8 protein-coding genes, 1 tRNA gene and 1 other RNA gene are annotated in these 11,379 nt (G+C 71.3%); 5 read left to right on the forward strand and 5 right to left on the reverse strand.

Translation table 11 applies throughout. The features are described from left to right. Positions 1-28 precede the first annotated feature (28 nt). The 4 genes from GH740_RS09070 to GH740_RS09085 form a co-directional block, all read right to left on the reverse strand. Positions 29-763 carry an HAD family hydrolase gene (locus tag GH740_RS09070; protein WP_367641246.1) on the reverse strand — a complete coding sequence of 245 codons (735 nt, stop codon included), beginning with the start codon at positions 761-763 and terminating at the stop codon, positions 29-31. A 375-nt stretch (positions 764-1,138) separates the two neighbouring features. After that, complete coding sequence (locus GH740_RS09075) at positions 1,139-2,371, reverse strand: acetate/propionate family kinase (RefSeq protein WP_367641249.1); 1,233 nt, start codon at positions 2,369-2,371, stop codon at positions 1,139-1,141. Continuing rightward, positions 2,368-4,527, reverse strand: coding sequence for a phosphate acetyltransferase (gene pta, locus GH740_RS09080; protein ID WP_367641250.1), 2,160 nt, complete (start codon positions 4,525-4,527; stop codon positions 2,368-2,370). The genes GH740_RS09075 and pta overlap by 4 nt, the downstream gene beginning before the upstream one ends. 36 nt (positions 4,528-4,563) lie before the next feature. Continuing rightward, positions 4,564-5,754 carry a RimK family alpha-L-glutamate ligase gene (locus GH740_RS09085; RefSeq protein ID WP_153745764.1) on the reverse strand — a complete coding sequence of 397 codons (1,191 nt, stop codon included), beginning with the start codon at positions 5,752-5,754 and terminating at the stop codon, positions 4,564-4,566. A 23-nt stretch (positions 5,755-5,777) separates the two neighbouring features. On the opposite strand from GH740_RS09085, the gene GH740_RS09090 reads away from it, so the two are divergent. Further along, positions 5,778-6,260 (forward strand): RimK/LysX family protein, encoded by a 483-nt coding sequence (locus GH740_RS09090; protein ID WP_153745765.1) that lies wholly within the window; start codon positions 5,778-5,780, stop codon positions 6,258-6,260. A 129-nt stretch (positions 6,261-6,389) separates the two neighbouring features. Here the strand turns inward: GH740_RS09090 and ffs are convergent. Then, an RNA gene (gene ffs, locus GH740_RS09095) (signal recognition particle sRNA small type) lies at positions 6,390-6,486 on the reverse strand. A gap of 163 nt (positions 6,487-6,649) precedes the next feature. On the opposite strand from ffs, the gene GH740_RS09100 reads away from it, so the two are divergent. From GH740_RS09100 to GH740_RS09115, 4 genes are all read left to right on the forward strand, one after another. Continuing rightward, positions 6,650-7,615 carry a MoxR family ATPase gene (locus tag GH740_RS09100; protein WP_153745824.1) on the forward strand — a complete coding sequence of 322 codons (966 nt, stop codon included), beginning with the start codon at positions 6,650-6,652 and terminating at the stop codon, positions 7,613-7,615. 7 nt (positions 7,616-7,622) lie between these two features. After that, the gene (locus tag GH740_RS09105) at positions 7,623-8,882 is read left to right on the forward strand and encodes a DUF58 domain-containing protein (RefSeq protein WP_153745766.1); all 1,260 of its coding nucleotides are present in this window, start codon (positions 7,623-7,625) and stop codon (positions 8,880-8,882) included. Continuing rightward, complete coding sequence (locus GH740_RS09110) at positions 8,869-11,136, forward strand: DUF3488 and transglutaminase-like domain-containing protein (protein WP_153745767.1); 2,268 nt, start codon at positions 8,869-8,871, stop codon at positions 11,134-11,136. The genes GH740_RS09105 and GH740_RS09110 overlap by 14 nt, the downstream gene beginning before the upstream one ends. A gap of 28 nt (positions 11,137-11,164) precedes the next feature. Next, positions 11,165-11,249, forward strand: a tRNA-Ser gene (locus tag GH740_RS09115). Positions 11,250-11,379: the final 130 nt, after the last annotated feature.

The raw sequence follows: 11,379 nt of genomic DNA on the forward strand, positions 1-11,379 counted from the left end.
CCTTCCGGGCGGATGCGCTCCGTCGAGTCTAGAAACCGTCGGACGAGGGTTCGACCAGGTCGCCGAGATCCTCGACGACGAGGGATGCTCCGGCCTGCGTGAGCGCCGCCGCCCCGACGCCGCGGTCGACGCCGACGACGAGGGCGAAGCCGCCGGCCGCCGCCGAGCGGACGCCGCTGATGGCATCCTCCACCGCCGCGGAGCGAGCGGGGTCGACGCCGAGCATCCGCGCGGCGGAGGTGAACATGTCCGGGGCGGGCTTGGACGCCATGTGCTCGCGCTCGGCCACGACGCCGTCGACGACGACGGTGAACCGGTCACGGATCCCGGCGCTGCGCAGCACCTCGTCTGCGTTCTTCGAGCTGGACACGACGGCGACCGGGGTCCCCGCGTCCCGCAGCCGGTCGAGCAGCCGCAGCGAACCGGGGTACGGGGCGATGCCGTCGGCGCGCAGCGCCTGTTCGAAGTACGCGTTCTTGCGGTTGCCGATGCCGCAGACGGTGTCCTTCTCCGGCGGGTCGGCCGGGTCGCCCCACTTCACCTCGACCGAGCGCGAGCGCAGCACGGCGGCCACCCCGTCATACCGCTTCTTGCCGTCGACGTGCTCGAAGTAGTCGCGGTCGGTGTAGGCCGGCGTGATCCCCCAGTCGGCGAAGAGCCGGTCGAACAGCCGCTGCCAGGCGTGCATGTGCACCTGCGCGGTCGGGGTGAGCACACCGTCCAGGTCGAACAGGACGGCATCGTATGCGCGCAGATCCGTCACCGCACACCCTTTCGTCGCCGTGGTTCCAGGGTAACGAGTCGGCGGCAGCAGGTCGCCCCACCCCCCGCACCGCATGCTCCCCGCGAGACATCCCCTAAATCCGCGAGACATCCCTGAACTTCGCGAGACATCCCCCAAATCCGCGAGGCATCCCCTAAATCCGCGAGGCAGCCCCCAAATCCGCGAGGTCCGCATTGCTTGACTCCAGGGATGCCTCGGGAAGTTCAGGGAAGCCTCGGGAAGTTCAGGGATGCCTCGGGAAGTTCAGGGATGCCTCGGGAAGTTCAGGGATGCCTCGGGAAGTTCAGGGATGCCTCGGGAAGTTCAGGGATGCCTCGGGAAGTTCAGGGATGCCTCGCGGAATGCGGGTGCGGGTTACGCCTGCGTCACCGCGAGGGTCTGCCGGGCTATCTCGAGCTCCTCGTTCGTCGGCACCACGAGCACGGTGACCTCGGAGGCATCCGTCGAGATGACGCGGATGCCGCGCCCGCGCGCCGCGTTGCGCTGCGGATCGATCTCGACCCCTGCAAAGCCGAGCGTGGCCATCGCCGCGGCGCGCACCTCGGCGGCGTTCTCGCCGACGCCCGCGGTGAACGAGATGACGTCCACGCCGCCGAGCTGCGCGATGTACGCGCCCGCATAGGCGCGCAACCGGTGCACGTACACGTCGAAGGCAAGGGATGCCGCGGCCTCGCCGCGGGCACGCCCGGCCAGCACGTCGCGCATGTCCGAGAAGCCGGTGAGCCCCTTCAGGCCGCTGCGCTTGTTGAGCAGGTCGTCCAGCTGCTCGACATCCAGCGCCGCCCGGCGGGCGAGTTGGAACAGCACGGCAGGGTCGATGTCGCCGGACCGCGTGCCCATGACGAGGCCCTCGAGCGGGGTGAACCCCATCGACGTCTCGACCGAGCGGCCCCCGTCCACCGCGGTGACCGACGCGCCGTTGCCGAGGTGGAAGATGATCTGCTTCAGCTGGGTCGTCGGGCGGTCAAGGAACGCGGCGGCGGCCTGGGAGACGAATTTGTGGGATGTCCCGTGGAAGCCGTACCGGCGGATGCGGTGGTGCGCGGCCAGCTCCGCGTCGATCGCGTACGTATAGGCCGGGGCGGACAGCGTCTGGTGGAACGCGGTGTCGAACACAGCCACGTGCGGGATGTCGCCGAACGCCCGGCGCGCCGCGACGATCCCGGCGAGGTTCGCCGGGTTGTGCAGGGGGGCGAGCACCGCGAGGTCTTCGATGTTTATCTCGACCAGGGGCGTGATCAGCGTCGGCTCGAAGAACCGCGCGCCGCCGTGCACGACACGGTGGCCCACGGCGACGGGAGGGTTCTCGGCAAGGCTCGGCCCGCTCCGCGCGAACGCGTCGAGCATCGCGGCGAACCCCGCGAAGTGGTCGGGGATCGGCAGCTCGCGCTCGCTCGTGGCATCCAGCACCGTGGGGATCGCGGTGCCCGGCGCGGCGTACGGGCCGTGCACGGTGTGCCGGCACACGCCGACCGGCTGCCCGATCCGCTCCACGAGTCCGGTCGCGAGGACGTGCTCGTGATCCATGTCCAGCAGCTGGTACTTGAACGAACTGGACCCGCTGTTGACGACGAGGACGATGCTCACGCTGCCTGCGTTCCCTGTGCCTGGATCGCCGTGATGGCGATCGTGTTGACGATGTCGTCGACGGCGGCGCCGCGCGAAAGGTCGTTGATCGGCCTGCCGAGTCCCTGCAGCACCGGTCCTATCGCGACCGCCCCGGCCGAGCGCTGCACGGCCTTGTACGTGTTGTTGCCGGTGTTCAGGTCCGGGAACACGAACACGGTGGCCCGCCCCGCCACCTCAGAGCCGGGCATTTTCGCGGCGGCGACCGCGGCGTCGGCAGCCGCGTCGTACTGGATCGGCCCCTCCACCGGCAGCTCGGGGGCGCGCTCCCGCACGATCGCGGTCGCCGCGCGCACCTTCTCGACATCCGCTCCGGCCCCCGACTCACCGGTGGAATAGGACAGCATCGCCACCCGCGGCTCGATGCCGAACTGGCGGGCGGTGGCGGCGGAGGAGACGGCGATGTCGGCGAGCTGCTCCGCCGTCGGATCGGGGATGACCGCGCAGTCGCCGTAGACGAGGACCCGGTCGGCGAGCGCCATCAGGAACACGCTGGAGACGACGGAGACGCCGGGCTTCGTCTTGATGATCTCGAACGCGGGCCGGATCGTGTGCGCGGTCGTGTGCGCGGCCCCGGAGACCATGCCGTCGGCCATGCCCAGGTGCACCATCATCGTGCCGAAATACGACACGTCGGTGACCGTGTCGGCGGCGCGGTCGTACGTCACGCCCTTGTGGGCGCGCAACCGTTCGTACTCGCGGGCGAACCGCTCCACGTGGGCCGGGTCGAAGGGGCTGAGGATGTCGGCGGCCTGGATGTCGATGCCCAGCTCGATCGCGCGGGCACGCACCTCGGACGGCTCGCCGAGGATAGTGATGTCGGCGATCCCGCGGGCCAGGACCGTCGCCGCCGCGCGGAGCACGCGGTCGTCCCCGCCCTCGGGCAGGACTATGCGCCGGCGGTCCATGCGGGCGCGCTCGATGAGCTGGTAGCCGAACATCAGCGGTGTGACCACGCGGGAGCGGGCAAGACCCAGGGCGGTCGTCAGCTCGCCGATGTCGATGTGCTGCTCGAACAGCGCGAGAGCGGTGTCGTAGCGGCGCTGCGAGTCGGCCCCCAGCCGCCCCCGGGTGCGCATGATGCGCAGCGCCGTCTCGTACGTGCCGAATCCGGTGGTGATGATGGGCAGGGACGAGCCGAGTCCGTCGATAAGCCGCTCCACGGAATCGGGCAGGTCGAACGGGCCGTTCAACACGATGCCCGCCAGCGACGGGAACGTTCCGGATGCGTTGGCCAGCAGAGTGGCGAGGAGAACGTCGGCGCGGTCGGCGGCGACCACGACGACCGCCCCCTCCTCCAGGCGCGGCAGGACGTTGACCATCGACATCCCGGCCACCACGACATCCAGCACCTCGCGCGTGAGGAGCTGCCCGTCGCCCTTGAGCAGCGTCGCGTCCAGCGACCGCATCACGCCGCGCATCGACGGGGCCACGAGGAAGCGGTCTTCGGGCAGCGCCCAGACCGGGATGCGGGGCGTCGCCGACGGCCGAGCGGCGCCGCTGCGCACCGAGGATGCCTGCACGACGTGGTCTATGGCGCCGATCGTGGCCGCCAGCGCGTCGGGATCGGTGCGGTTCGCGACGACGGCGAGGAGCTCAGCACGGCCGTGCGCAAGCTCGGCGAGCGCGAGCGCCGCCATCTGCCCCATCTGCTCGGGGGTGCGCGCCTGCGTCTTGCCGAGCTGCTCGCCCAGGCCCTGCTGCGAGCGCCCGCCGAGCACGAGCAGCACCGGGGCGCCGAGGTTCGCCGCGATCCGGGCGTTGTAGCCGAGCTCGGCGGGGCTGCCGACATCCGTGAAGTCACTGCCGAGCACGACAACGGCGTCGCACCGCGCCTCGACGGCCTTGTACCGCTCGACGATCACGCTCAGCGCGCCCTCGGGGTCTGCGCGGACGTCGTCGTACGTGACGCCGATGCACTCGTCGTAGCCGAGGTCGACGCCGTCGTGCTCGAGCAGCATCTCGAGGACGTAGTCGCGCTCGAGCGTGGAGCGGGCGATCGACCGGAACACGCCGACCCGGGGGGTGGCGTGGCTCATGGCGTCGAGCACCCCCAGTGCGATGGTGGACTTTCCGGAGTGGCCCTCCGCGGACGTGATGAAGATGCTCTGCGCCACGGATCCAGCCTAGGCAGACTCTGGCACCGCCGGCGCTCAGCCCTCGGGGATCGGCTCCTTCGGGAGCTTGCGCACGCGCTGCCGGCGCCGCCGGCGCTCGGGGATCATCGTGCGCATCTCCTCGAGCTTGCCGAAGCACAGCAGTCGGTCGCCCGCCTCGAGCATCACGCCCTTGCGGGGATTGGGGATGACGGTGGTGCCGCGATGCAGGGTGAGCACGGTGATGTCCCGCTCCCACAGCCCGGATGCCCCGAGCGACTGGCCGACGAGCCCGGCATCCGCGTGCACGAGCAGCTCCGCGACGCCGTACCCTGTGGAGACCGTGAGCCGCTGCCGCACGTCGATCTCGGGGAACGCGACCTGGTCGGCGATGTAGTCGATGATCGCGCCCGCGACATCCAGCTTCGTCGCCGTCTCGATGCCCTGCAGGCCCGGCGACGAGTTCACCTCCATCACGAGCGGGCCGTCCTCGCCCTCGAGCATGTCGACGCCGGCCACGCGCAGCCCCATGATCTGGGCGCTGCGCACCGCCGCCTGCTCGAACGCCGGGTCGAGCGCCACCGGTTCGACGCTGCCGCCGCGGTGCACGTTCGAGCGGAATTCGTCTCCGGCGGCGACCCGCCGCATCGCCGCCACGACGCGATCGCCGACCACGAGCGCGCGGATGTCGCGCCCGCGGCTCTCCGCGATGAACTTCTGGATCAGCACGTTCTGCTTCGTCGAGTGCAGCGTCTCGATGATCGCCTCGGCGACCTTCACCTGCGGCGCGAGGATCACGCCGATGCCCTGCGTGCCCTCCAGGAGCTTGATCACGACCGGCGCGCCGCCGACCCGCTCGATCGCGGGCCGCACGTCGGCGCGGTTGCGCACGAACGCGGTCGCCGGCAGCGCAATATTGTGCCGGGAGAGGATCTGGTTCGCGCGCAGCTTGTCGCGCGCGTTCACGATGCCGTTCGCGGTGTTCGGCGTGTAGACATCCATCTGCTCGAACTGACGGACCACGGCCGTGCCGAAGTACGTGATCGAGTTGCCGATGCGCGGCAGCGCCGCGTCGTAGTCGCTCAGCGGCCGCCCCCGGAACCACAGGTCGGGCTCGTCGCTTGACAGGTCGATGGCGAAGCGCAGCGTGTTCAGGACCTTCACGTCGTGACCGCGCTGCCCGGCGGCGGCCTTCAGCCGCTGGGTGGAGTAGGCGTGGGGGGCGCGGGAGAGGATCGCAAGCTTCATCGTGCTCCTGCCAAGATGGACGAATGACTCACGATTCCCATCCAAGCATCATCGCTGGATGGCGCGAGTGGGTCGGCCTTCCCGGGCTCGGCCTGCCCTGGGTCAAGGCGAAGCTCGACACCGGCGCGCGCTCGTCGGCGCTGCACGCGTACGACATCCAGCCGATCCCCGGACTCGGCGGACCGGACCGTGTGCGGTTCGGGGTGCGGCCGTGGCAGGACTCGGACGAGGACGAGGTCGTGCACGAGTGCGACATCCACGATGTGCGGGTCGTGCGCAGCTCGTCCGGGCACGCGCAGGAGCGGTACGTCGTGCTGATGGACGTGGTGCTGATCGGGCGGACGATCACGGCGGAAGTCACCCTGTCGAACCGCGACGAGATGGGCTTCCGGATGCTGGTGGGGCGCGAGGCGCTGCGCCAGGGCTTTGTCGTGGACTCGGCGCTCTCGTTCGCCGGCGGCCGGCCGCCGCGGCGCACCCAGCGGCGCAACCGCGGCCGGGACTGACGCCGCCGCGCCGTGCCGCGGTCGCCGTGTCCCCAGAACAGGCGATGCGGCGAGAACAGGCGGATTGCGGCTCGAAACAGCCTGTTTCGACCCCATTGCCTGTTCTCGCAACAGGCCCAGGTCCGGGCATGAAAAGACTCTCCGCGAACCCGGCAGAGCCTGGTTACCCTTGCTACGTTTCCGTCCTGGGGGAGTTGGCCTGGATGCCGCCTCGCGGAGAGCTCCCACCAGTCTAACGGCATCCGGAAGATGCCCGGTCCCCTCACAGGACGGGGCCCGGGCAACCGGGCTACGATCGGAGGACACCGGCCAAGGACGGCCGACCCGGATCCCGGAGGACTGCCGCGATGGAGCAGACGACGACATCCACCACCGCCGCGCCGGCGGGCATGAGTCCGACGGCCTTCGCGGAGTTGACCACGGCCATCGCCACCGAGGTCTCGCGGGTGATCGACGGCAAGCCGGAGGCCGTGCGCGGCGCGCTGGTGACGCTGCTGGCGGAGGGGCATCTGCTCATCGAGGACGTGCCCGGGGTGGGCAAGACGATGCTCGCGCGGGCGCTTGCGGCGACGGTGGATGCCACGGTGCGGCGGATCCAGTTCACGCCCGATCTGCTGCCCGGCGACGTCACCGGCGTGAGCGTGTTCAACCCCGTCGACCGGGAGTTCGAGTTCAAGCCCGGGGCGGTGTTCGCGAACATCGTGATCGCCGACGAGATAAACCGCTCCTCCCCCAAGACGCAGTCGGCGCTGCTGGAGGCGATGGAAGAGGGGCAGGTCACGGTCGACGGCCACACCCATCCGCTCCCGGACCCGTTTCTCGTGGTGGCCACACAGAACCCGCTCGAGATGGAGGGCACGTACGCCCTGCCGGAGGCCCAGCGCGACCGCTTCATGATGCGCATCTCGATGGGATACCCGGACCCCGCGGCCGAGGCGCAGATGCTGCGCGAGCGCGACACCGCCAACCCGCTGACATCCCTGCGCGCGGTCGTGGACGCCGCACGGGTGCGGGAGCTGATCGCCTGGGCCCGCCGCGTGCACGTGTCGCCGCCCGTGGAGCAGTACGCGGTCTCGCTCGCGCAGGCCACCCGCGCACACCCCGACCTGCGGCTCGGCGCGAGCCCACGTGCGACGCTGCAGCTGGTCCGCGCGGCGAAGGTGTGGGCGGCCCTGGACAGCCGGGCGTTCGTGATCCCCGACGACATCTCCGCCCTGCTGGTGCCGGTGTTCGCCCACCGGCTCATCCCGACGCGGGCCACGAGCGTGCGCGGTCGCGGCACGCCGGACACCGTGACATCCGTCCTGCAGCGCCTCATCGCGACGGTCCCGGTGCCGCTGTCGACCGGGTCGTGACGCGATCATGCGACGGGCCTGGCCTCTGACCGTCCGCGGAACCGCCGCGGCGATCCTGGCGCTGGCCTCCTTCGTCGCGGCCGCCCAGCTCGGCTCCGTGCAGTTGCTCGGCTTCGGCGTGTTCCTCGTAGCGCTCGTGATCGTGAGCCTGGTCACGCTGCACATCACGCGACGGGATGTCGAGCTGTCGCGCTCGTCGTCGCCCGCGGCCACCCCGGTGGGCGGCACCGCCCGCGTGACCGTGCATGTCGCGGTGCGCACGGCGCTGCCGACCACACCGGGCACCTGGGTGGATCGCGTACCGGAAGGCCTGACCGGCCGCTCCGACGGACGGTTTCCCGCGCTCGGCTCCGGCCTGCGTGGCGGCGACCGCGCCGTCGACCTCGTCTACGAGGTGGAGGCCGCCCGGCGCGGCGTGCACTGGGTCGGCCCGCTGGAGCTGACGATCCGCGACCCGTTCGGCATCGCCCGCCGCTCCGCCGAGATCGGCGACACCACGCGGCTGATGGTCACCCCGGAGTGCATCGACCTGCCGCCGCTGACCGCTTTCGCAGGGGCCACCGGCGGGATGCTGCACGCCACCACGACGCGACTCGGGCAGGGCTCGGACAACCTCGTGGCGCGCCCGTACGCGCCGGGCGACTCGATGCGCCGCATCCACTGGCGCGCCACCGCGCACCGAAACGCGCTGATGGTCCGGCAGGAGGAGCAGGAATCCACGCCGGAGGCGACGGTCGTGCTGGACTGCGCGGCGGCGCGCTGGGAACCGGATGCCGCGACCCGCACCGGCGCCGACCCGCGCTTCGAAGCGGCGGTGACCGCGTGCGTGTCGGCCGTGAACGCGCTCGCGCGCGACGGCTACGCGGTGCAGGTCATCGACGCGGACGGCAATCCGCTGTCCGAGACGGTGCCCGGCGGCGATCACTCGGCGGTGGCCGTGCTGCTCGGCCGGTTCGCGACGGTGACCGCGCACGGCAGCGCCGACCTGGCAGGCCTTGCGCGGATGTGGTCGTCGGTGACGACCGGCCCGCTCGTGTTGGTGACCGGGCGGTTGCAGGCGGCGGACGTCGAGTCGCTGGCGGTGCTTCCCTCGCACAGCGCGCACCCGGTGCTGATGACGGCGCACCCCGTCGACGACGCGCTCGCGCACGCCGTCGCGACCGGCTGGTACGCGACATCCATCGACGTGGACGTCGATCTGCGGGATGCCTGGGCGCGCGTGTCGCAGGCCGACGTCACGGCGGGAGCGGATCATGGCCTCGCGTGAGCGGCGCGGGCGCACCGCGGCGCAGCTGTCGCTGACGCTCGGCGCGTGGGCCGGGGTGCTTGCGGCGATGGTGCCGCTGCTGAACGTCATCGTGCCGGGGCCGTGGATCGGCGGGGTCCTCGTGGTGACCGCGGCGGTCTTCGGGGCGGGGTTCGTGGCGCGCTGGTACCGGCTGCCGGCGCTGACGGTCGGCCTCGTCGAAGCGGCCGTGTGGATAGCCCTGGTCACCGTGATGTTCCTGCGCGACACGGCGATAGTGTTCGTCGTCCCGACCCTGCACGCGATCCGCGTGGTGCCGGACATGGTGGACAAGGCGATGTACGAGATCCAGACCGGGATCGCGCCGCTGGAGGCCAGTCCCGCGCTGACGTTCTGCATCGTGGCCGCCGCCGGAGCGGTCGCCATCATCGTGGACCATGTCGCGATCACGGTCCGGATGCCGCTGGCCGCGGCGATAGCCCTGGTGGCGGTGTCGCTCATCCCGTCGCTGGCCGTGCCCGCGCCGTTCGACGTGATCGGGTTCGTCGTGCTGGCCGCGGCGATCCTGTTCCTGCTGCGGGCGGAGACGCGCACCCGGTACCGGCCGCCGCAGGCCGTGCCGTCCGCCCCGAGCAGCACGTCGGCGATAGCCCTGTCGATCGGCCTGGTCGCAATGCTCGTGGCGGTGGCCGCGACGCCGCTGCTGCCCGAGCCGGCGCCGCGCGCGGGGTCGGGGCTCGGCGGCGGCACGACGATCAACGCGAGCCTGGACCTCGGCCGCGACCTGCGGCGTCCGGATCCGGTGACCGTGTTGACGCTGAACACGGATGGCACGGCGGCGCCGTATCTTCGCGTGGCGACGCTGTCGAAGCTGGAGGGCGCGGTATGGAAACCGGACGTGTTCGCGTCGGCGCCGCTCACCCCGGACACGAGTTTCGGGGGGCTGGACGCCGGCTCGGACGTCGACGTCGCGAAGACCGTCACCACGATCCACGTTGACAGCCTGCGGGCACGATATCTGCCGGTGCCGTATCCGGCGGTGACCGTGAAGGGCGCTGGCGGCGGCTGGGAGGCGATGGGCGGAAACCGCACCGTCGTCGGGGACGGCGTGACGACGTCCCCGGGGACGGAGTACGAGGTCATCGCGCAGGTGCCGCGGCCGACGCTCGAGCAGGTGGAGGCATCCGTCTCCCGCGGGACCCGTGCCGCGGACACCGCGCTGCCGGGGGAGGTCCCCGCGATCATCAGGGAGACCGCGCGGGCCGTCACGGCAGCGGCGCGCACCGACTATGACGCCCTGACCGCGCTGCAGGCGTGGTTCCGCGGCTCCGAGTTCACGTACTCGCTGACGGCACCGGCGCAGTCGGGCTTCGACAATTCCGGCCTGTCGTCGGTCGCGGACTTCCTGCAGGAGAAGAAGGGATACTGCATCCACTTCGCGTCGGCGTTCGCGACGATGGCGCGGGTGCTCGGGATGCCGTCGCGCATCGTGGTCGGCTACCTGCCGGGGCTCGCCGACACGACGAGCCTGACCCGGGGCGAGCGGCTGACGTACAACGTGTCGAGCTCGCAGCTGCACGCCTGGCCGGAGGTGTACTTCTCCGGGATCGGCTGGGTCGGGTTCGAGCCGACGAAGAGCCTCGGCGACCCGACCGCCTTCATCTCCGCGTCGGCGGGCGGCGGGAACGCCGGCGCCCCGAAGGATCCGTCGGCGGGACCGACATCCGGTCCGAGTCCCTCGTCATTGCGGGACCCGGGCGGCCTCCGCGCCGGCGACGAGAACCTCGGTTCGGCCGCAGCGCGCGCGTTCAACCCGCTGCCCTGGTCGATGGGAGCGGGCGCCGTGGTGGTCCTGCTCCTGGTGCCGTCGCTGCTGGGGGAGCTGCGTCGGCGCCGTCGGCAGGCCGCCGCGACGGCGGGTGACGCCATCGCGGCGTGGTCCTCGGTGCGGGATGCCGCCATCGACCTGTCGATCCCGGTGCCGGACGCCGAGTCTCCGCGCGCGTTCGGCACCCGGCTGGTCCGCGACCACCGCGCTCCCGACCACGAGACCGCAGCTCTCGTGACGGCGGTGGAGGCGGCCGCGTATGCTCTGCCGGGCCCGGATGCCGCGGTCGACGCGTCGATCGCGGGCAGCGCCGCCGCCGTGCGCGCCGCGCTGTACCTGGCCGTGCCGAAGGGGCGCCGCACGCGCGCGCTGCTGTTCCCGCGGTCGCTGATAGTGCGCCCCGGCAGCGCCTATGCGCGGTCGGGAACACCGACCTCGACCCGGTAGGATGGTCTGCGGCCCTGACGGGTCGCCAGGAGGATTCGCCTAGTGGCCTATGGCGCACGCTTGGAAAGCGTGTTGGGTGCAAGCCCTCGGGGGTTCGAATCCCCCATCCTCCGCTCTGTGATGAGTCGCGTCATAGGTCTCATCTGAGTCGCGACATATGTCACGTTTTGGAAGTCCCGGGCCATCGGCCTGGGGCTTTCATCGTGTTGCGCCAGTAGGTTTTTTCGGGGTTGATGGTGTTGA

It is taken from the genome of Microbacterium sp. SYP-A9085 (genome assembly GCF_009649635.1).
Lineage (GTDB): Bacteria > Actinomycetota > Actinomycetes > Actinomycetales > Microbacteriaceae > Microbacterium.

Bases quoted from the DNA above. Each gene is read 5' to 3' on its own strand.
- GH740_RS09085 (WP_153745764.1), bottom strand. From the start codon at position 5,754: ATGAAGCTTGCGATCCTCTCCCGCGCCCCCCACGCCTACTCCACCCAG.
- GH740_RS09090 (WP_153745765.1), top strand. From the start codon at position 5,778: ATGACTCACGATTCCCATCCAAGCATCATCGCTGGATGGCGCGAGTGG.
- GH740_RS09100 (WP_153745824.1), top strand. From the start codon at position 6,650: ATGAGTCCGACGGCCTTCGCGGAGTTGACCACGGCCATCGCCACCGAG.
- GH740_RS09105 (WP_153745766.1), top strand. From the start codon at position 7,623: ATGCGACGGGCCTGGCCTCTGACCGTCCGCGGAACCGCCGCGGCGATC.
- GH740_RS09110 (WP_153745767.1), top strand. From the start codon at position 8,869: ATGGCCTCGCGTGAGCGGCGCGGGCGCACCGCGGCGCAGCTGTCGCTG.